Here is a 21,290-nt window from a genome sequence, read left to right on the forward strand (position 1 = left end):
AGCGTCAGGCCTTTTCCACCAGACCCAGCTTTTCAGCCAGACCAATGCGTTGCATCTTACCGGTGGCGCCCTTGGGAATTTCATCCATGATGATCACCTTGCGCGGCACCTTGAAATCGGCCATGTGATCGGCGGCAAAGGCGCGAATGTCCTTTTCCGTCGCGGTTGCCCCGTCTTTCAGCACGATAGCGGCGGCGACCTCTTCGCCCAGTTTGGGATGGGGCAGTGCAAAGGTGACGACCTGCGCAACATCGGGGTGATCCAGCAGCACGCCGTCCACCTCTAGCGGGCTGATCTTTTCGCCGCCGCGGTTGATGATTTCCTTCAAGCGGCCCGTCAGGTGCAGATAACCTTCGTCGTCAAACGCGCCCTGATCACCGGTGCGGAACCAGCGCGCACCTTCGGATTCGAAAAAGCTTTTTGCGTTCGCGTCTGCGTTGCCTTCATACCCCGGTGTCACGTTGGGGCCGGAAATCACGACCTCGCCGGTGCCGTCGATCAGGCGGTTTTCGGTTTCATGCGCGATGCGCATTTCTGGCCCTGCCGGCATACCCACCGCACCGGGTTTCTGGCGACCAGAGGTCAACGGGTTGCAGGCCATCTGGTGCGCGGCCTCGGTCATGCCGTAAGCTTCGACCACAGGGGCGCCAAAGGTTTCGTTCAGCGCGACCATGACCTGCGCAGGCAAGGAGGCGGACGACGACCGTAGGAACCGCAGCGGGGTTTCGGCGATGACATCGGCATTGCGGCCCGCGCGCGACAGGATCGCCTGATGCATCGTCGGCACGGCGGTGTACCATGTGGGTTGGCTTTCTTTCATCATGGCAAAGAAGTTCATCGCGTTGAAACCGCCTGTGCAGAAAATTGACCCCCCTGCGGCCAGCGAAGCCGTTACAGCGGCAATCAGCCCGTGAATATGGAACAGCGGCATGACGTTCAGACAACGGTCGGCCGCGGTAAGGTCCAGCGAAACCTTGATGTGTTCGGCAGAGGCCGCGATATTCGATTGCAGCAGCGGCACGATCTTGGGGCGCGATGTGGTGCCCGATGTGTGCAGGATCAGCGCGACATCATCGGCGGCAGGGGGCGTGGCATCGCCACTGCCTGTGGCGTCAGACGACAGCGTGAACGCCCCGGCTGCTGCCCCTTCGGGCACCGACAGGCGAATGATGGCCATGCCCGCCTTGGTTGCGGCGGCAACAGAGGGGCCGTCGTCACCTGCCATTACAACCAGCGCCTTGGCTTTCAGGTCGGACAGGTAGAAATCATATTCTTCTTCGCGGTAGGCGGGGTTCAGCGGTGCGGTTATTGCCACTTGCGCGACGGTGACAAAGGCCGTTGCCATTTCCGGCCCGTTGGGCAGCACAATCGCCACGCGATCTCCGCGCCCGATGCCCATGGCGTTCAGCGCCGTGCGCACCTCATCGGTCAAGCCACGCAGCCCGTCATATGTCAGCCATGGGCGGTCTGGTGCGCCGATGGCAGGTGCGGCGCCGTTGTGGCCCGACAAAAGGGCGCTCATCGTTGTGTGCATGGGGGGTGTCCTTCGTTCTTGGTGTTATTCGGCAGGCCGTTCAGACGCGCCGTTGCGGCGCGTCATGCGGCGAAAGTGTTTCAGAAGCGGCAACAGAAAGAAAACTGCACTGATCGCAATGAAGGTGGCTGACAACGGACGTTCGATAAATGCCATCATGTTCCCCTGTTCTGCAATCAAAGTCTGGCGGAAACTTTTCTCCATCAGGGGGCCAAGCACAATAGCCAGCACCAACGGGGCCAAAGGATAATCTGCCTTGCGCAACAGATAGCCCCCGGCGCCAAAGCCCGCGATCAGCCAGACATCGTGCATTTTCTGGCTGGGCGCATAGCCGCCAACGATACACAAAACCAGCACCATCGCGCAAAGCACGGTAAACGGCATCCGTAGCGCCCAGACAAAAACCGGGATCAGCGCGATATTCACCAGCACCGCAAACAGGTTGGCGGTGTAAAGCGACGAAATCAGCCCCCAGACAAAATCGGGTTGTTCGATAAACAACATTGGGCCGGGCACCAGCCCCCACATGACCATGCCGCCCAGCAGCAGCGCCGTGGTGGGTGAACCGGGGATGCCCAGCGTCAGCATCGGCAACAGCGATCCGGTTGATGCGGCGTTGTTGGCGGTTTCGGGGGCGGCAACCCCTTCGATGTTGCCCTTGCCGAAACTGTCTGGGTTCTTGGACATCAGCTTGGCCAGGCCATAGGCCATCAGCGCGGCGGGCGTGGCCCCGGCGGCAGGCAGCATACCCACAAAAAACCCGATGAACGACCCAAAGCTCATGGTGCGCCATAGCTTGTTCATTTCCTTGATACCCAGCCAAAGCGACCCAAATGTCAGCCGGGCCGGCGTCACCTGTGGTGCGGTTTTCGAGGTTTCAATCGTGTGCAAAATCTCGCCCACGCCGTAAACGCCGATGGCCAGCACAAGAAAGCTCATGCCCGAATAAAACCCTGGCTGGTCGAAAAAGATCAACCGCGGTTGGCCTGAAATCAGGTCAAGCCCGACAGTGGACAGCACCAGACCAAGGCAGATCATGATGATCGTTTTCAGCACGTCGTCGCCGCCTAAGCCCACGAAAGTGGTGAACGCCAGCAAAACCAGTGCAAATTCTTCTGCCGGGCCAAAGGCCAGCGCCAGATCGGCCAACGGCGCGGCAAAAAGCGTGAATAGCACCACGGAAATCGTGCCACCCACAAAGGATGCGACCGCAGCGGCGATCAGCGCCAACCCGGCCTTGCCCTGTTGGGCCATGGGCCGCCCGTCAAAGGTGGTGGCAACCGCCGTCGATGCACCCGGTATCCCAAGTAGAATCGAACTGATCGCGCCGCCATACATGGCGCCATAATAAATGGCCGCCAGCAGGATAATCGCCGATGAGGGCGGCACGATGAAGGTCAGCGGCAGCACAATCGCCACGCCATTGACCGACCCCAGCCCCGGCATCGCCCCGATGAAAAGCCCAGCGGTGACGCCGATGATCACGATCATCAGGTTCACCGGAGACAGGGATGTGGCGAAACCTTCGGCCAGATGAGCGAGCAGATCCATGTTTTGTGCGCCTCAGAAGAAGATTGCGTAAAGAGGGGTGAAAACAGGCTCTGTCAGGCCCTTTGGCAGCAGGATTTTAAGTGTTACTTCGAAAAAGAAGAACAAGAACACCGGTGTGCCAAACGTCAGCGATGCTGTCAGCACCCAACCGTGTTTGCCAAAAATCTTCAAATACCAAAGGATGAACAATGGCAGGGCGACATAGGCACCGGCCCAGCCGATCAGCGCAATGGTGATGACCAACGCGATGAACACGCTGATTACGGATCGCAACGTGTCAAGGTCGAAAAAATTCCCTGAATAGGCGGTTTTGCCTCGCAAGGACCGGATCAGAATGGCGCCCGCCGTGACCAGCATGACCGCCGATAACCAAAATGGAAAAGCACCTCCGCCGGGGCCGCCTGTCATACCGTTCCAGCCTATCGGCAAAACCGTTGCATGCCACATGAAATATGCAGATAGGGCCATGATGCCCACTGCAATCAACCTATCCGCCATCAACATGGATGCAGCCCCCGTGAATTATTGCCCGTCGCAGACGGGCGACCCTAAAAAGGGGCCGCCCGCCTGTGCCATTTGTTTGTATTTGTTCAGGAACCTTCGCCGATGGCGTTCAGCAAATCTGCGTGTTTGCCACGTTCTTCAATGAAATAGGCCTGCAACGCATCACCGGTCAGGAATTCATTCAAAAGCGCCTGTTCGGACATGTAGCTTTGCCATTCTTCGGTCTGGCTTAGTTTTTCGAACATGCTGGTGTAATAGGCGACGGCTGCCGGATCCATGCCTTTTGGTGCAACAAATGACCGCTGCATCCAATAGACCAGATCATGCCCCAGTTCGCCCATGGTTGGTGTATCTGGAAAGGCTGCAATCCGGTCAGGTGTCAGGGCCGCGATGGGACGCAGGCGCCCTGCGTTGTAAAAGCCCATGGCTTCGGATGGGTTGTTGACGGTCGAATCCACATGTTTGCCGACCAGATTTTTAGCCACGTCACCGCCGCCGCCATAGGGCACATAGGTCATGGTGATCCCGAATTCTTTTTCCAGCATTGCTGTCACAAGGCTGTCTTCCTGACCGGTGCCGGTGCCGCCCATTTTCCATGTGCCGCCCGATGCTTTTACGGCGGCGACGTAATCATCCAACGTATGCACGTCGCTATCCGCATTGACCCACAGCACAAACGTATCCAGCGCCATCCGTGCAATCGGGGTGAATTCCTCGATGTTCACGCCGATGTCCGTGCGCAACGGCGTCGTGTAATAGCTGTTGAGCGTGGCCATGATGGTGTGATTATCGCCTTCCTTGTCCAGCAGATAGCGTAGCGCCTCTGCGCCCGAACCACCGCCCTTGTTCACGGGCAGAAGCGGCATGGATGAAAGTTTTTCTTTTTGAATAATTGACTGAAACAGGCGGGCAAGCCGGTCTGCACCGCCGCCCTGTCCGGCCATGATGACCATTTCGACGGGCTTGATGGGTTTCCAGTCCTGTGCGGCAGCTGGTGCCGCCAACAAGGCCAAACTCGCCGTCGCCACAATCGCAAGGCGCCGCGTAAGTGTATAAGTCATGTAACGTCCTCCCTTGGACAGAAAACGGAAAATTCCGCCTGTTTCTTTGTCCTTCTAGAAACAGATGGGCGTTCACTGTGCCGCGACATTATCGACAGGAAATAATATTTCACCAAAATTGCAGTATTCATGTTAAAGATTGCGCACACAAAGTATATTCATGTAATGTTGTAAACATGAAAAAGACATTAATTGGCCCCCAGCTGCGGCAACTCAGGCGCGCTTACAACCAGACGCAGGCCGAAATGGCCCGGCAATTGGGGGTCAGCGCGTCCTATATAAATTTGCTGGAAAACAACCAGCGCAGCCTTTCGGTCAAGGTGCTGATGGAATTGACGGACGCATATGGCGTGGATTGGCGCAAGCTGGTCAATGACAACGAAACGCTGCTGCTGTCAGAACTGCGCGCAACGGTGCGCGACCCGATCTTTGCCGGTGCGCCACCGGACCTGCAAGAACTGCGCGCAGCATTGGACCATGCGCCGCGACTGGTGGATCAATTCCTGCAATTGCATCAAAATCACCGGTCGTTGCTGGATACGCTGCATCATGCCGGTGATCCCAAGTCTGGGGCAGGTGTTCTTGCGGCCTCGCCTGAATCGGTGATCCATGATTTCTTTCGCAAGAACAAAAATCACTTCGCCGCGCTGGAAAAGGCCGCCGAGGATGCGCGTGCGCGGTTGGAAGGCGGGCAGGATGATCTTTATGCAACGCTGAAATCGCAGCTTTTGCGTGACCACGACATCAGTGTCGCGGTGGTCAGCATAGATGCAATGACAGATACTTTACGGATTTTCGATGCCGATCAAAGGCGTGTGCAACTGTCCGAGGCGCTGGACCCGATCAACCGGACCTTTCAATTGGCGCATGTGCTGGGGTTGGTCAGTTGTACGTATCTGATTGACGACCTGATCGCGGCCGATGGCAGCCTGTCCAACATTGCCCATGCGCGGTGCCGGGTTGAACTGGCCAATTATTTTGCCGCCGCGCTCTTGATGCCCTATGCGCCATTTCTGGCGCTGGCCGAGAAAACACACTATGACCTTGATCGTCTGGCGGCGACATTTACCACCAGTTTCGAAATGGTATGCCAACGGTTGACCACATTGCAGCGCAAGGGCGCGCAGGGGGTGCCGTTCTTTTTTCTGCGCATCGACCGGGCGGGCAATGTGACCAAACGGTTCAACGCAACGCCCTTTACATTGGCCGAACAGGGCGGTTCCTGTCCGGTCTGGAACATACACACGGCATTTGCAACGCCAGGTGTGATCGTGCCGCAATTGGTGGAATTACCCGATTCGGGACAGTTTTTCACGATCAGCCGCACCACAGACCGCCCCGTCATCAGCCGATACCACCATGACCGCCGACTGGTGGTTGCGTTGGGGTGCGAACGCGCACAGTTGCAACGGGTTGGCTATGCGCGGCGGTTTCACATGGCCGAGAACGCCGAGATCGCCGAGATCGGGATCAACTGCCACATCTGCACGCGTCAGGCTTGCGCACAGCGCGCGCATGAACCCCTTCATCGCAAGCTGCCGATTGATGCAAACAGGCGTGGGTCAACCCGGTATGAAAGCTGACCCTAATCGCGCACCCCGGCAAAGCGTTCGGCCCAGTCAGTGCGTTCTTCGTCCGTGATCTTGCGGAACAGGTTTTCGGGCACCGTAAACGCATGCCCCGCAGGCAGGGCCGTCAGTGCCGCAGCGACATCACCGGGCCAACTGTCGTCGTCCGTCTGCATCGCGGCAATCATCGTTACAGATGCATCGGGAATAAAGGGCGCCGACATCACCGCGTAGATACGGATCAGGTTCAGCGCCAAGCGCACCTGCATGGCGGCTGTTTCGGAATCGGTCTTGAAGGTGGTCCAAGGCGCATTAGCCTGAAGATATTCATTGCCCAGCACCCAGATTGCGCGCAATTCCGCCGCCGCCTTGCGCACCTCAATCGCGTCCAGGTGGTGTTCATAGGCGCTGAGGCGCGTCGTCAGATCACTGATCAACTGTTCCTCGGCAGGGCCATAGCTGCCGCCAGCGGGCACCGTTTCGCCAAATTTCGACCGGCAGAATTTTGTGATCCGGCTGACAAAATTGCCCAGCACATCAGCCAGGTCCTTGTTCACATCCTGTTGGAACGTCTCCCACGTGAATTCCGCGTCGGATGTTTCGGGCGCATGGCTGAGCAACCACCAGCGCCAGTAATCGGGTGGCAGAATTTCCAGCGCCTGATCCATGAACACCCCGCGCCCGCGCGAGGTGCTGAACTGACCGCCGTCATAGTTGAGGTAGTTGAAGGATTTGATGTAATCGACCAGCTTCCACGGTTCCTGGGTGCCCATGATGGTAGCCGGGAATGACAGCGTGTGGAACGGCACGTTATCCTTGCCCATAAACTGGGTATAGCGCACGTCATCGGCGCCTTTGTCGGTGCGCCACCAGCGTTCCCAATCGGTGCCTTTGCCCGCATCCTGCCATTCCTGCGCGCAGGCAATGTATTCGATGGGCGCGTCGAACCAGACATAGAACACCTTGCCTTCCATGCCGGGCCAGTCCTGATCGCCCTTTTTGACAGGAATGCCCCAATCCAGATCACGGGTGATACCACGATCCTGCAAGCCGTCACCATCGTTCAGCCATTTTTTGGCGATGGATGTGGTCAGGATCGGCCAGTCTGTCTTGCTGTCGATCCACGCGGCCAGCTTGTCTTTCAGAAACGATTGGCGCAGATACAGGTGCTTGGTCTCGCGCACCTCTAGTTCGGTTGATCCGGAAATCGTGGAATGCGGGTTGATAAGGTCGGTGGGGTCCAGCTGTTTTGTGCAATTGTCGCACTGGTCGCCGCGCGCGGATTCAAAGCCGCAGTTCGGGCAGGTGCCTTCGATATAGCGGTCCGGCAGAAACCGGCCATCGGCCACGGAATAGACCTGCTCTTCGGTCACTTCGCGGATCAGCCCCTGATCGGCCAGACGGCCCGCAAAGGCTTGCGTCAGCTTATGGTTCTGCGGGCTGGAGGACCGGCCGAAATGGTCGAACGACAGTCGGAAACCATCGGCGATCCGCGCCTGCACATCATGCATTTCCGCGCAATATTCGGCCACGGGTTTACCTGCCTTGGCCGCCGCCAGCTCTGCGGGCGTGCCGTGTTCATCTGTGGCGCATAAAAACAGCACCTCGTGCCCGCGCTGGCGCAGATAGCGGGCATAAAGATCGGCGGGCAGCTGGCTGCCCACCAGATTGCCAAGGTGTTTGATCCCGTTGATATAGGGAATGGCGGAGGTAATCAGGTGACGGGCCATGTGCAAAGTTTCCCCTTGAGGTTTGCGCCTGACTAGCAAGTGATGCCACCAGATACCAGATGTTGCATCACAGTGCTGTTCAACGGGCTCTTGCGTGGTAATATGGCCCAAACAAAAAACCAAAGGAGAGCAGAAAATGAAAAAGCTTTTGATACTGGCAGGCGCGCTTGCCATCGGCACATCCGCCGCGGCACAGGAATTTTACGGCGGGTTGACGCTGGACTATGCAAAACCGCATTCAGGCGACAGCCAGACAGCAGCGTCCCTGCTGGGCGGGGTCATGTTTGGCGGGCCTGTATTCAAATACGGGGCAGAGCTTGATTTCGGGCTGCCACTGGCGGGCGATACGGATTATGACACAACCCGCCTGCGTGCGATGGCGTCTTATGATTTCGGCGATTACGCGGCGATCGCGGGGGCCGGTGTTGTGCAGTATGACACGCCGCTTGGTGATGTGGATGGACAAAGCCTTTCACTGGGCGTGCAGCGGGCCATTTCCGACCGCATCTTGCTGCGGGGCGAATTCATCCGCGATTTCATGGATGACGGTGTCGCAGATACGACAACGACCCGGGTCGGTGCGGTTTACAGGTTCTACTGATCGCCATTGCGCGCGCGCCGCAACAAGCGCCCGATAAAGAAACTGGTGCGCGGCGCATAAACATAGGGTGTGCGTTGCCGGGGCACCCGGCGGGCGCGCATCCGGTAAAGCCCGAAAACGACCAGCACGATATGCCCTGCCGCCACCAGCCAGAACAGCGCGGCAGGGCCAAAACCTGCGATCAGCAGGGACGCCATGTAAGGTGCAGCAATCGCCCCGACAGCGTAGAAAAACATCAGCGCGGCAGATAATTCGACCCGCTGTTCGGATGTCGCAAAATCATGCGCATGTGCGGTGGCGACCGAATAGATCGGAAAGGTCGTCAGCCCGAAAACGCCAGCCGCCAGCATCACGCTGATCGTGCCATTCGCAGCTGTCGCGACAGTAAAACCGCAGGCAAGAACGGCGGCAACTGACAGCCAGATCATCACCCAACGCCGGTCATATTTATCCGCCAACCACCCGACCGGATATTGTGCCAAGGCACCGCCCGCGACAAAGGCCGCCAGAAAATACCCGATCTGATCCGCCGCCAACCCGACCTGCTGACCATAGACCGGGCCGACCATACGGAACGACGCGCTGGACAAGGCCGCCACCAGCACGGCCGCCACGGCCATAGGCGAACAGGCCCAGGCCAGCGCCGGACGCAGCCGCGTTGCGGCGGGTGTGACGGGCTGGGCCACCCGTGTCACGGTCAGCGGAAGAAGCGAGGCACAGCACAGGATCGTCAGGATATTATAGGCGATATAGGTTTCCATATTCGCCAGCGCGCCGATCATGAACTGCGCCACGAATGACGCACCCATATCGGCGATCCGGTAACTGCCCATGGCCCGCCCGCGGGTTTCATTCGTGACCTTGGCCTGCAACCATGCTTCGATCACTGTATAACAGCCCGCGACACAGATGCCCGATGCAACCCGAAACAGCGCCCAGAACAGCGGGTCGGTGATGATGACATGCGCTGCCAGCCCGATGGCCCCCATCGCGGTGAATGTCGCATAGGCCCGGCTGTGCCCGACCGTGCCCATCAGGCGCGGCGCCCACCAGCAGCCGATGAAAAAACCAAAGAAATGCGCAGAGCCCAGAAACCCGACCTGCCCGGTGGAAAACCCCGCGTTCAGCCCCGTCAACGCATCCAGCGGGCCAACCCCGCCCGAGGAAAGCTGTAACAGGGCCACCGACAAAAACAGCGCCGCAAAGGAAATCATCATCCGCATGGGCGCGACACTGCGGCGGCATGTGGGCGGATGCGCGCAGATAAGCGACAACCACTGTCGCAAATCCTGCTTCGATCCGGGCTTGCCACCATGCGTTGCGGCGTTAGGGTCTGCGCGACGCAAAAATTCACAAGGCAGACAGATGCAACACCTTCCCCTTGGCCGTAGCGATATCATGGTTTCCGAATGGTGCCTTGGCACGATGACCTTTGGGAACCAGACCCCCGAAAGCGATGCGCACAGCCAGATCGACATGGCGCTGGATGCGGGAATCAATTTCATCGACACTGCGGAAATGTATCCCGTCAACCCGATCCGCGCCGAAACCGTGGGGCTTTCGGAACAGATCGTTGGCAATTGGCTGGCGCGCACGGGACGGCGCGATGCGGTGGTGATCGCGACCAAAGTGTCCGGTGATAACCCCGGCTGGGTGCGTGAAGGGCGCGGCTATGATGGCGCGGTGATCCGCGAAGCGGTGGATCAGTCGTTGCGGCGATTGCAAACCGATGTGATCGACCTTTACCAGATGCACTGGCCCCTGCGTGGGTCTTACATGTTCCGCAAAAACTGGACCTATGACCCTTCGGGACAAAACCGTCAGGACACGCTGGATCACATGCTGGATGTGCTGGGCGCGCTGGATGATTGCGTCAAGGCGGGCAAGATCCGCGCCATCGGCATGTCGAACGAAAGCGCGTGGGGCATGACCAAATGGATCGATCAGGCCACGGCGGCGGGCCTGCCGCGCATGGTGTCGGTGCAGAACGAATATTCGCTGCTGTGCCGGATGTATGACACCGACATGGCCGAAATGGCCGTGAACGAGGATGTGACGCTTTTATCCTTTTCGCCACTTGCCTGTGGGTTGCTGACGGGCAAATACCAGAACGGCGCGGTTCCTGCGGGCAGTCGGTTGTCGATCAACGGCGATCTTGGTGGGCGGTTGAACGACAGGGTTTTCCCGGTGACACAGGTTTACCTTGATCTGGCCGCGAAACACGGGCTGGACCCGGTGCATATGGCGATGGCATGGCAACGCACACGGCCATTCCCTGTGTCGGCCATTTTCGGGGCGACAACCAAGGATCAACTGGCGCAAATCCTGTCAGGGCGCGACGTGGTGCTGGATGATGACCTGCTGGCCGCCATCGACGCGGCACACAAAGCTAACCCGATGCCATATTGACGAAGGGCGAAACCCGGCGGTGTTGAGTTATCGGGAAACTTGCGAAATGCTGTGTCTTGGCGAAACCTTTCGCGTGACCTTAGGAAACCAACCATGCCGCTGACGATGAACCGTGACGTTTTTATCACCTGTGCTGTTACCGGATCGGGGGCAACGCAGGATCGCAGCCCGCATGTGCCGCGATCGCCTGCGCAAATCGCCGCAAGCGCGATTGACGCCGCGCGCGCAGGTGCGGCCATTGTCCATTGCCATGTCCGCGACCCCGAAACAGGCGCAGCGTCGCGTGATCTGGCGCTTTACCGCGAAGTCACCGACCGCATCCGCGCGGCAGAGGTTGACGTGGTGCTGAACCTGACTGCGGGCATGGGCGGGGATATCGTCTTTGGCGGAGCGGAAGCGCCGCTGCCGCCTGTCGCGGGCACTGACATGATCGGCGCAACTGCGCGTCTGGCCCATGTCGCCGCCTGCCTGCCCGAGATATGCACGCTCGATTGTGGCACGATGAATTTCGCCGAGGCCGATTATGTCATGACAAACACCCCCGGCATGCTGACGGCGATGGGCGGCATGATCACACAGATGGGTGTGAAACCCGAAATCGAGGTCTTCGATACCGGCCATCTGTGGTATGCCAAGCAACTGGTTGCCGATGGGGTGCTGGCGCCCGATGCGATGGTGCAGCTTTGCATGGGGGTGCCGTGGGGCGCGCCGGATGACCTGAACACATTCATGGCGATGGTGAACAACGTGCCCGACAGTTGGACCTTTTCGGCCTTTGGGCTGGGGCGGTCGCAGATGCCCTATGTCGCGGCATCGGTGCTGGCGGGTGGCAATGTGCGTGTGGGACTAGAGGATAACCTGATGCTGGACCGCGGCGTGCTGGCCACCAATGCAAAACTGGTCGAACGCGCGGTGACGATCATCGAAAATATGGGCGCGCGGGTGATTGGCCCTGATCAGGTGCGCAAGACCCTTGGCCTGACCAAACGCGCGCCGGTGGCGGCATGAGGGCGCTTCTTCTTGCCCTGCTGCTGTCCGGTTGCGCGGTGGTTGACGCCGTTGTGCCGGCCTATCGTGACACCAGCGCCCCGATTGCGTCAAAGGCGGTGTTCGAACCCGAACGCTATCTTGGCTTGTGGTATGAGGTCGCGCGCTTTCCGGTCTTTTTCGAACAGGGCTGTGTTGGGGTGACGGCGGAATACGGGCGGCGCGATGACGGGCTTTTGTCGGTGCTGAATATCTGCCGCAATGCGGACGGGTCGGAACGGTCGCGCATTGCAGGTACGGCGGAAATCGTGGGGCCGGGGCGGCTTAAGGTGCGGTTTCCCTCGGTGCCGTTCGGGGCGGCGGATTACTGGGTGCTGTGGACAGATCCAGATTACCGGACCGCCGTCGTTGGGGTACCCAACGGGCGGGCGGGGTGGATTTTGAACCGCACCCCTGATATTCGTGCTGACCGGCTGAACGCGGCGCGTGATGTATTGGTTTTCAACGGTTATGACATCAACCAATTAATAGAGGTGCCACAGTGAAATATGTGATTTTGGCAAGCGCCCTGGGTCTTGCCGCTTGTGAAACTGCGCCGGTCAGCAGTTCAGCCAGTAGCGGGTTCCGGGAATATTTGGTGATCGGTAATACCATGAGCTTTGAACAGTGCCGCGCGCGCGGTGGGTTCATCATGCGTGATGCCAGCACTTCTATGGTTGCTTGCGATCCCACCGTGCGCCGCGAACCTGTGCCGGCGGATGAATTCGACCACCCGCGTTGACGGATATGGCGCAGACAATTGCCGTTATCGGCGGTGGTGTCATCGGCGGGGGCTGGGCCGCGCGGTTTTTGCTGATGGGTTGGGACGTGCAGGTCTTTGACCCCGACCCGGATGCCGCGCGCAAGGTTCACGCGGTGATCGACAATGCGCGCCGGTCCTTGCCGGGCCTGTCTGACGTGGCCCTGCCGCCCGAAGGCGTGTTGCGTTTTTGCGATACGATCTCGGAGGCCGTATTCGGGGCTGTCTGGATACAGGAAAGCGTGCCGGAACGGTTGGCGCTGAAGCGTAAGGTTTTTCAGATAGTGCAGGAATTCTGCGCCCCGGATGCTGTTATCGCGTCATCCACCAGCGGGTTCAGGCCGTCGCAATTGCAGGGCTGCGCCACGCGTCCTGCACAGATCATCGTCGCGCATCCGTTCAACCCTGTTTATCTGTTACCGCTTGTCGAACTGGTGCCAGGTGCGGCCAACGCCCCCGATTTCGTAGACAAAGCTGCGGCTGTGCTGACCGGCATCGGGATGCACCCGCTGCGCATTCACGCCGAAATCGACGCCCATATCGCCGACAGATTGCTAGAGGCCGTTTGGCGCGAGGCGCTGTGGCTGGTTAACGACGGGATCGCCACGACAGCAGAAATCGATGATGCGATCCGCTATGGCTTTGGCCTGCGCTGGGCGCAGATGGGCCTGTTTGAAACCTACCGGATCGCCGGGGGCGAGGCGGGGATGCGCCATTTCATTGAACAATTCGGCCCCTGTCTGAAATGGCCTTGGACCAAGCTGACCGATGTGCCAGAGCTGACCGGCACACTGATTGACCGCATCGCGGACCAATCCGATGCGCAGTCAGGCGCGCTGTCGATCCGTGAACTGGAACGCATCCGCGATGATAATCTGGTCACGATCCTGCGCGGCCTGAAAGCGCGCGACTGGGGGGCGGGCGCGCTGTTGAACGCGCATGACCGGCGTGTCGAAGGGGCGGTGGCGCTGCCCGATGATCTGCGCCAACCGATCCCGACGTTGGCGCGCGCTGTGCCGCTGGACTGGACCGACTACAACGGCCACATGACCGAGGCGCGTTATTTGGACGCCTTTGGCGAAGCAACCGACCGGATGATGCTCTTGATCGGTTGCGACGCGGACTATATCGCGGCGGGCCGCAGTTTTTTCACCGCTGAAACCCATATCCGTCATCTGGACGAGGCCCATGCCGGCACTGTCATTCGCATCGACACGCAGATTTTGGCGGGGGCGGGCAAGAAAATGCACCTGTTCCACCGGATGTATGCGGGTGACAGGTTGTTGGCCACGGGCGAACATATGCTGATTCACGTCAGCCTGGACACCCGGCGCGCCTGTGACCCCACGCTGGCTTTGGCCGAAACCTTGGCGCGGGTCGCTGCGGCGCATGCGGCTCTGCCCAGGCCCCAAGGTGCAGGCAAAGCTGTTGGCGCCCGGGGCTAGGGTCAGATCGGGCTTTGCCCGCCCAAGCGCGCAACCAGTTGCGCTTCGTCATCGTTGCGAAAGAACGGCACGCTGGGGGGCGGGCCACTGCGATTGATGTGCTGGGCCAGTTCAGCCAGCACGACTTGGGTGATGAAGGGCAAGTCAAAATCGCGGGCATTGGCCAGTGGCACCCATTGCAGGTGGGCCAACTCATCTTCTGCGCGGGTAAAATCATCTGGGTCGGTGACAAGATCTGCGGCATCGGCCAGAAAAAACCGCGCGTCAAATCGGCGTGGGCGGCCAACCGGTGTGACAGCCCGAAAGAAAAAGGTCAGCGCCGCGCCGTTTGGCCGATACCCTGTGCGGGCAAACCCGCGCCAGCCCTGCGGCGCGCCGGGCCAGTCGCCCGGTTGCCCCAGCATCTGCCCTGTTTCTTCCCAAAGCTCGCGGATGGCGGCTGCGGCAAGCGCATGAGGAGGTAATCGCGATTCTTCGGTCAGCCGCGCTTGGCAAAGATCGTTCAGCGGGGTTAAGGGAACGGACGTGTCATTCTGGTCTACCGCGCCACCGGGAAAAACAAATTTCCCAGGCATAAAAGCAGCGCATGCCCCGCGCTGCCCCATCAGAACCGCCGGATCATTTTGCGCATCGCGCAACAAGATCAGCGTGGCGGCATCGCGCAACTGGGTCTTGTCGATGCTCATGTCTCTGGCAGGGCTTCCCCGCCAAAGCCATGCATGCGCCGTGACCATTGGATACCAACAACCATCCCTTTCAGACGTGGCAGCAGGAAGAGAGACAGACCAACCGCCAGTATTGTCAGGATCGTGGCCATGATCAACGGGTCGGGGCGCCATTGGACCCACATGATGTGAACGGCAAAGCCGACGACATGTGCAACCACCAGAATGGTCAGATAGGCAGGGCCGTCATCGGCGCGGTGATGATATAATTCTTCCTGACAGACAGGGCAGGTCTTGGCCACTTTCAGGTAGCCCTCAAACATTTGGCCTTCACCGCAATTTGGACAATGCCGACGCAAACCGCGCCAAATTGCCTGTTTTGTGGGCCGGTCGTCGATCATCGTATAGGAATGTGACATAGGAAAACTCCGCTTACCGCAATCACATGGGGTATTTCAGCCAATTTTGAAAGGGGGTCCCGCGCAATTGCGTCCGCGTGTCGCAAGGGCGGGAAAACGTCAACACGGCAAAGAGAAACCCAATCTTGAATGAATACCGCCGAAGACGGCTGACGCGGCAAGATATACGGGCGCAGTAAATCAGCACAACAGACCGTCACCGGGTGGCAAAAATTCCGCCGGGTTGCTGACAAGACAGAGCGGCACACAGCGTATGGGGCTGGCCGGGCATGTGCCGCGCATCTTGCGCCATGGACATGCCCGGCATCACGCCGCGGATCGGCCAATCGCCACTTGGTTACGGCCTGCTGATTTCGCGGCATAAAGTGCGGCATCAGCCTGATTGCAGATCATCGTCAGATGCTTCGGTTCGGGTTGGCAGGGGCTGCTGATGGCCACGCCGACAGACACGGTGACGTGCAGCGATGGCCGTGGCCCCCCCAAATCAAATGGCCTGCAATTGACCAAACGCCGCAGACGATTGGCCGCCCTGTGCGCTTGCCCTACCGTCGTGCGCGGCATCGCAACCAAAAATTCCTCGCCTCCGATCCGGGCGAGAAGGTCAATATCGCGCAGGTTGTCGCGCAATCTGTCTGCAAGTTGCACCAGCACCCTGTCGCCGGATGCGTGGCCATGGCTATCGTTGATCTGTTTGAAGTGGTCGATATCCAGCATCATGATCGCAAAGTCCGCGCCGGACTGGCGTGACTGTTCCGCCAAGCGGAGCAAATGCGGTTCGACGTAACGACGGTTATATAGCCCAGTCAACGGATCGGTGATTGCAGCGTGCAGCCCGTTCCGCACCACATCGCGCAGCCGGTCATGCAGAGATTTGCGCCACAGTAATGCCCGGGCCCTCAGCGTGATTTCGGCATCAGAGACTTGCAGTGTGACAACGTCATCGGCCCCCAGATCCAGAAACATGGCGGCCAGATTTGGGCGGTCTGGCGGCACGATCACCAACTGGGTTGATTGCCGCGATTCGGCGCGCGAGCGCAGGTCGGATACCAGCCCGAACAGGCCATCCTGCCCGCTGGTGACAGTGCTGGCATCAATAACAAACAGGTCGGGCACTGGTGTATCTGTTGCCTGCTTCATGACGCAGCAGGGTGCAAACTGTCGCATTTTCGCCTGCAAGCCATGCCCCAGCCTCTGTGCCAAGTTTGTGCCAATAACGCCTGATACAGATAACAGCGCCACATGTGGCATAGTTTCAAACGGTTTGGCGGCCTCTTTAAAGCCAAGCGCCCGGCTGGTGCCGTCACGCAAAAGCAATTCCTGATTGGCGCTGTGGACGCGCAAGAGGCTGCGGATTCGCGCCATCAAAAGCGTCTCATTCATGGGGCGGGGCATGACATCATCGGCACCTGCATCCAGCGCTGCCAGTCGTGCGCGTGATGTGTCGATGACGCCAACAGCAATAATGGCGATTTGCGCCGTGTCTGGGTTCGCTTTGATCTGGCGACAAAATGCGTGCCGGTCTTCCACCTGTTCAGATAGGTTTATGAGAATCAGATCAGGCCGGTGCATTGCCATGACCGTTGCAGCCTCTGTCTGGTTGGCACAAGCATCCACCTCGAATTGCGCGGCAAGCATTTTCACCTTTAACACGATGCGATTCGTTGCGACTGTATCAATGATAAGTATGCGGCCGGACATTGGGATTTCCTTCAGCGGGTGAACCACCCATTCTGGAAACCACTGTCGCCCAGAATGGTTAAAAATCGGTTTCTGTTAAACGAAGGAATGCACGATGAATGGTGATCAGGCGCAAGTGATCGCGTTGCAGGCGCTGGGCTGGCTGGCTGGAAACGACGATTTATGCCCTGTCTTTCTGGGGGCCACGGGCGGGTCTGTGGATGATTTACGCGCGGGTGCCAGTGACCCCGCGTTTCTGGCATCGGTGCTGGAATTCATCACCATGGATGACGCTTGGGTCATCGCGTTTTGCGACAGCGCAGGTCTGGCCTATGAACAGCCCTTGCGCGCCCGCTATGCCCTGCCGGGCGCCGAGGCCGTGCACTGGACCTAAAGATCGATGGCGATGATCCCGCCAGGGTCCGCGGCGCGGCTTTGGCACAGGATCATTTCATGGCTTTGCTGGGCCTTGGACAGCACGAAATCTCTGTGTTCGACGGTGCCGCTGATCACGCCGCATTTGCACACGCCACACAGCCCGTCGGCGCATTTTACATCCACATGCACCCCTGCCGCAATCAGCGCATAAGCGGCACTTTGGTCGGCCGCTACGGGCATCTTGCGCCCGTCTTTCAGTGCCAGCGTAAAGGGGTGGTTTTCATAATCGGGCTGTTCCGGCACGGCGAAATATTCCAGATGCCGTGCGTTTTCGGGAAAACCGTTGGCGGTGGCGGCGTCCATTACAGCGGCCATATAGGGATCTGGCCCGCAGGTATAAATATGCGCTCCTTTTGAATAGGTTGTGACCTGCGAAAGGTCTGCGCGGGTGCCTTCGCCGCTGATATGCAGATGCACTTTGCCGGCCCATGGAACTGTTTGCAGATCGTCCAGAAAACCCGCTTCAGCCCTTGTGTGGCAACTGTAGTGCAGCGCGAAATCCGCGCCAATCGCGTGCAGCCTGTGGGCCATGGCGATCATAGGGGTGATGCCAATGCCGCCGCCCATCAACAGGGTGCGCGGCGCATCCTCGACCAGTGGAAAGTGGTTAAGGGGTTTGGAAATGAACACCCGCCGCCCCGGCGCGAATATCCTGTGCATCAGGTTCGATCCGCCGCGCCCGCTATCTTCGCGCAGCACGGCGATCTGGTAACGGCTGCGGTCGGCGGGATCGCCTGACAGGGAATATTGTCGAAAGAATTCGGGCGCCACGACCACATCAATATGCGCGCCCGCCGTCGCCGGGGGCAGGTCGCTGCCATCGGGCATGGCAAATTCGTATTGCGTTATCGCGTCGGTCATTCGTGTAACTTTGCGGATAACCACCTGCATCACCGGCGCATCGCCCTTGACGGGGTTGTAAACATGTTCCGGCGGCAGGCCCGCCGCCCGCCGTGCGCGGTGTTCTGCTGCCGGGATCATCGCCCCATAGGCGGCGATCCCTGCCTCGCGGTCCATCGGAAAGGGCCAAGGATAGGGCGGCGGCGCCAGCGGGGCAGGGTAAACGGCAAGCGTCTGATCCTCGAACCGCAGATCAAGCCCCTTTTGCAGGTCGCGCTGGTTTACCGGATGCCGGGAAGGGCGATAGGCGCCGTCGTCCTCCATCTCCAGATCCCACCACCATTTCTTGACAGGGTTTATTGCGCCGTTGCCAAGCACGTCATCCAGTTTCGCCAGTGCCTTGGCCGCCGCTGGCACGGTCATCGCCAGCTTGCGAAACGGGGCTTCGGCGAACAACCCTTCGAGGTTCCACGGGCAGGTTTTCATGCAGCGGCCACACATCGCACCGTTTTTCTGGCTGACGCGATATGTCGTGCATTTCTGGCTGTCTGATTTCCAGATCTCATAGCCGTTGAACATCAGCTTTGGCCCCGCGGTAATCGCCCCGCTGGGGCATTCGCGGGCGCATTTATTGCAGGCTTCGCAAAACTTTTGCAGGCCGAAATCAATCGGTTTGTCGTGGGTCATCGGCATGTTGGTTGTCACCACGCCCGATTTCAGGCGCGGACCAAGGAACGGGTTCAGGATCACCTCGCCAATCCTGCTGACCTCGCCCAGACCGGACAGCAGCAACAAGGGCGGGTGCAGCACCTCGTCATCCATCACGGAATGGACGCGGGCGGTGTAGCCAAGGTTGCGGATGTGTTGTGCGATGACCCCGCCCAGCAGGGAAAACCGCAGATAGGCGCGCATGGATTGGGCGCAGGCGATCCAGTCGTCGCCGGATGCGCCTTCCATTGTTTCGTGGCCTTGGTCGATGATCATCGAAATCGCGTTGGCGTGGTAGGGCGCGATCGGATCGCCCGCGGCGTCGTGGCTATAATAGGCCCAGTCGGGGCAGGTGGACAGGCCCACCGCATCGACACCAAGGAAATAAAGTGCTGCTTTGATATTTTGTGCGTTATTTTCAGGTTTATCAGTTTTTTCTTGCGTTGCGGCGCTCCCGTCCTGCAACAGCACAAAGGCCCCCAGCGAAGGGCGAAACGCAAAGGCGGCGGCGGATTTGCGCACATAGTTGCCGTTTTTCGTGGCCTCTTGCACCTGCTTGCCCATATCCCCGAACAGGCCGCGCGCAAACATATTGGCCCTTTTCGGTACGCGTGCCACGTTGGGACGGTCGATATAGGTTGTGGGTTCATCCACGCGTTTGAGGGTTTCAAACGGGTGCGGGCCGGCCGCGAAATCGCGGGTTGCGAAGGGGTCGCGGGTGCGGTCGGATTTGGCATGGGCGCCAAGCCCGCTGCGATAGCTGGCAGGCGGTTTCTGGTGCGGTGCAAGCGGCTGATCTGGCGTCAGTTCCAGCGTTGTGGTGATCGCGGCCAAACCGAAACGGTCGCCTGTAAACGGGTTCAGCAGCACCCCGTTTTCCAGTGTCACCAGCCCTGCCTGCAAAGCCAGCGCACCCAGATGCACATCACTGGCGGCCATGGAATGCGCGCGGGCCTCATAGCCCAGCGTGCGGATATAGCTGGCCAGCGTCACGGCGGTTTCCGCCCCCCGCAGGCAGGCGCGATGATCAAGTGCGTCCTGTATCCAGTCGCCCCCCGGTTCATCGTCGCGCGGCGCGCGCGGGTGATCATAAAGAAACACCAGCGCATGGGTGTGATGGCGGCAATCGCAGGAGGGGCGGGCCATGTTTTCGCGCAGGCCCGCCATGATTACGTCGATTCCTGCGGCCAGCGTCTTGGGCTGCAAATTGCGCAGCTTGTCGGCTAAACGGCCCACATCGGGGTTGGTGATCGGCGCATCCAGCCACGCCGCGTTGGGGATCACACAGGTGCCGACCATACTGGCGTCGCAATAATACCCGAATGCTTTCAGGTGGTTGGCGCGTTCGGTCAGGTCAGCGGGGATTTCGGCGATGTCCCGTTTGACCAGCCCGTCGCGGGTGGCGTCCAGCATGGCCTGATATTCCTGCATCGCGTTGACGATGCTGCGGGGGTCATCGGGGCGGCGGAAGGACAGCCCTTGCATGGGCGGCAGGCCGGTGACATCGGCGTGGGCCTGGCGCGTGAACACCTCAAGCGGGAAGGGCCCCAGATGCATGGGCCTTGAACGATATGAACGGAGCTTCAACATGATGTTGACACCGTCCGCGCCCTGCGGTCCGGTGTCAATGCAGACATGGGTAGGGCAGGCATGATCAAGGGCATTATCTTTGACAAGGACGGCACGCTGTTTGATTTCAACGCGACATGGGGCGCGTGGGCGCAGGCGATGTTGCAGGCCGAAGCGGGTGATGATGCGGCCCTGTTTGCCGCCTTGGCAGAGGTTTTGGGGTTCGATCCGCTGACAGAACGTTTTTTGCCCGAAAGCGTCGTGATCGCGGGAACCGTCGATACCGTGGCCGACCACCTGTTGTCGGTGATTCCGCAGATGTCAAAGCCGGACCTGATCGCACGGATGAACGCGGGTGCCGCCCAGCTTGCGCAAGTCGAGGCAGTGCCGTTGATCCCTTATTTTAAGGGTTTGCGCGCCCTAGGTCTGCGTTTGGGGATTGCCACCAATGACGCCGAAGGTCCGGCGCGTGCACATCTACGTCGGGCGGGTGTGATCGATGATTTCGATTTTATCGCGGGCTATGACAGCGGGCATGGGGCGAAACCGGAGTCGGGACAGTTGCTTGGGTTTGTTGCGCAAACAGGAATCGCACCGGGCGAATGCGCCATGGTGGGTGACAGTTTGCATGATCTGGTAGCGGGTCGTGCGGCGGGGATGCTGACGATCGGTGTGCTGACAGGCCCTGCGCGGCGACCGGAACTGGCCCCTCATGCAGATGTGGTTCTGGATACAATTGCTGCGATCCCCGATTGGTTGGCCGCAGAAAACCTGATCTGAAAACC

Annotated in this window: 19 protein-coding genes; 9 read left to right on the forward strand and 10 right to left on the reverse strand. The window is 59.5% G+C overall.

The genetic code is table 11. The annotated features are described in order from the left end of the window. Positions 1-4: 4 nt before the first annotated feature. From IBX59_RS02400 to IBX59_RS02415, 4 genes are all read right to left on the reverse strand, one after another. Positions 5-1,534, reverse strand: coding sequence for an acyl--CoA ligase (locus IBX59_RS02400; protein ID WP_296372017.1), 1,530 nt, complete (start codon positions 1,532-1,534; stop codon positions 5-7). Between the two features lie 24 nt (positions 1,535-1,558). Further along, positions 1,559-3,085, reverse strand: coding sequence for a tripartite tricarboxylate transporter permease (locus tag IBX59_RS02405; RefSeq protein WP_296372019.1), 1,527 nt, complete (start codon positions 3,083-3,085; stop codon positions 1,559-1,561). Between the two features lie 12 nt (positions 3,086-3,097). Next, the gene (locus IBX59_RS02410; RefSeq protein WP_296372021.1) at positions 3,098-3,589 is read right to left on the reverse strand and encodes a tripartite tricarboxylate transporter TctB family protein; all 492 of its coding nucleotides are present in this window, start codon (positions 3,587-3,589) and stop codon (positions 3,098-3,100) included. A gap of 86 nt (positions 3,590-3,675) precedes the next feature. Next, complete coding sequence (locus IBX59_RS02415) at positions 3,676-4,650, reverse strand: tripartite tricarboxylate transporter substrate binding protein (RefSeq protein WP_296372023.1); 975 nt, start codon at positions 4,648-4,650, stop codon at positions 3,676-3,678. A gap of 176 nt (positions 4,651-4,826) precedes the next feature. Between IBX59_RS02415 and IBX59_RS02420 the strand changes: the two genes are divergently transcribed. Further along, the gene (locus IBX59_RS02420; RefSeq protein WP_296372025.1) at positions 4,827-6,233 is read left to right on the forward strand and encodes a short-chain fatty acyl-CoA regulator family protein; all 1,407 of its coding nucleotides are present in this window, start codon (positions 4,827-4,829) and stop codon (positions 6,231-6,233) included. Between the two features lie 2 nt (positions 6,234-6,235). On the opposite strand, the gene metG is transcribed toward IBX59_RS02420, so the two are convergent. Further along, positions 6,236-7,948, reverse strand: a complete 1,713-nt coding sequence (metG, locus tag IBX59_RS02425; RefSeq protein WP_296372026.1) for a methionine--tRNA ligase — start codon at positions 7,946-7,948, stop codon at positions 6,236-6,238. 136 nt (positions 7,949-8,084) lie between these two features. Between metG and IBX59_RS02430 the strand changes: the two genes are divergently transcribed. After that, positions 8,085-8,549: a hypothetical protein gene (locus tag IBX59_RS02430; protein WP_296372029.1), complete on the forward strand. Its 465-nt coding sequence runs from the start codon at positions 8,085-8,087 to the stop codon at positions 8,547-8,549. Here IBX59_RS02430 and IBX59_RS02435 read toward each other — a convergent pair. Continuing rightward, the gene (locus IBX59_RS02435) at positions 8,543-9,772 is read right to left on the reverse strand and encodes an MFS transporter (RefSeq protein WP_296372031.1); all 1,230 of its coding nucleotides are present in this window, start codon (positions 9,770-9,772) and stop codon (positions 8,543-8,545) included. The genes IBX59_RS02430 and IBX59_RS02435 overlap by 7 nt on opposite strands. Positions 9,773-9,914: 142 nt before the next feature. Here IBX59_RS02435 and IBX59_RS02440 point away from each other — a divergent pair, with 142 nt between their 5' ends. From IBX59_RS02440 to IBX59_RS02460, 5 genes are all read left to right on the forward strand, one after another. Then, positions 9,915-10,958, forward strand: coding sequence for an aldo/keto reductase (locus IBX59_RS02440; RefSeq protein WP_296372033.1), 1,044 nt, complete (start codon positions 9,915-9,917; stop codon positions 10,956-10,958). Between the two features lie 93 nt (positions 10,959-11,051). Beyond that, complete coding sequence (locus IBX59_RS02445) at positions 11,052-11,966, forward strand: 3-keto-5-aminohexanoate cleavage protein (RefSeq protein WP_296372035.1); 915 nt, start codon at positions 11,052-11,054, stop codon at positions 11,964-11,966. Further along, a complete protein-coding gene (locus IBX59_RS02450; RefSeq protein ID WP_296372037.1) occupies positions 11,963-12,490 on the forward strand; it encodes a lipocalin family protein in 528 nt (175 codons plus the stop codon). Before IBX59_RS02445 ends, IBX59_RS02450 begins: the two co-directional genes overlap by 4 nt. A 92-nt stretch (positions 12,491-12,582) precedes the next feature. Then, on the forward strand, positions 12,583-12,726 hold the full coding sequence (locus tag IBX59_RS02455) for a hypothetical protein (RefSeq protein ID WP_296372039.1): 144 nt from the start codon (positions 12,583-12,585) through the stop codon (positions 12,724-12,726). Between the two features lie 5 nt (positions 12,727-12,731). Continuing rightward, positions 12,732-14,189, forward strand: coding sequence for a carnitine 3-dehydrogenase (locus tag IBX59_RS02460; RefSeq protein WP_296372041.1), 1,458 nt, complete (start codon positions 12,732-12,734; stop codon positions 14,187-14,189). A gap of 2 nt (positions 14,190-14,191) precedes the next feature. Here the strand turns inward: IBX59_RS02460 and IBX59_RS02465 are convergent, their stop codons facing one another. From IBX59_RS02465 to IBX59_RS02475, 3 genes are all read right to left on the reverse strand, one after another. Next, positions 14,192-14,875: an NUDIX domain-containing protein gene (locus IBX59_RS02465; RefSeq protein WP_296372043.1), complete on the reverse strand. Its 684-nt coding sequence runs from the start codon at positions 14,873-14,875 to the stop codon at positions 14,192-14,194. Further along, entirely contained in the window at positions 14,872-15,177 is a 306-nt protein-coding gene (locus IBX59_RS02470; protein WP_367119351.1) for a DUF983 domain-containing protein, read from the reverse strand. Before IBX59_RS02470 ends, IBX59_RS02465 begins: the two co-directional genes overlap by 4 nt. 402 nt (positions 15,178-15,579) lie before the next feature. After that, positions 15,580-16,971 (reverse strand): diguanylate cyclase, encoded by a 1,392-nt coding sequence (locus tag IBX59_RS02475; protein ID WP_296372046.1) that lies wholly within the window; start codon positions 16,969-16,971, stop codon positions 15,580-15,582. Between the two features lie 94 nt (positions 16,972-17,065). Between IBX59_RS02475 and IBX59_RS02480 the strand changes: the two genes are divergently transcribed. Further along, complete coding sequence (locus IBX59_RS02480) at positions 17,066-17,344, forward strand: DUF3572 domain-containing protein (RefSeq protein WP_296372049.1); 279 nt, start codon at positions 17,066-17,068, stop codon at positions 17,342-17,344. On the opposite strand, the gene IBX59_RS02485 is transcribed toward IBX59_RS02480, so the two are convergent. Continuing rightward, a complete protein-coding gene (locus IBX59_RS02485) occupies positions 17,341-20,526 on the reverse strand; it encodes a reductive dehalogenase (protein ID WP_296372051.1) in 3,186 nt (1,061 codons plus the stop codon). The two genes, IBX59_RS02480 and IBX59_RS02485, sit on opposite strands and share 4 nt — an antisense overlap. A gap of 60 nt (positions 20,527-20,586) precedes the next feature. Here IBX59_RS02485 and IBX59_RS02490 point away from each other — a divergent pair, with 60 nt between their 5' ends. Continuing rightward, positions 20,587-21,285 carry an HAD family hydrolase gene (locus tag IBX59_RS02490; protein ID WP_296372053.1) on the forward strand — a complete coding sequence of 233 codons (699 nt, stop codon included), beginning with the start codon at positions 20,587-20,589 and terminating at the stop codon, positions 21,283-21,285. The last annotated feature ends 5 nt before the right edge of the window (positions 21,286-21,290 follow it).

The sequence above is a fragment of the Yoonia sp. genome (assembly GCF_014859355.1).
Classification (GTDB): Bacteria; Pseudomonadota; Alphaproteobacteria; order Rhodobacterales; family Rhodobacteraceae; genus Yoonia.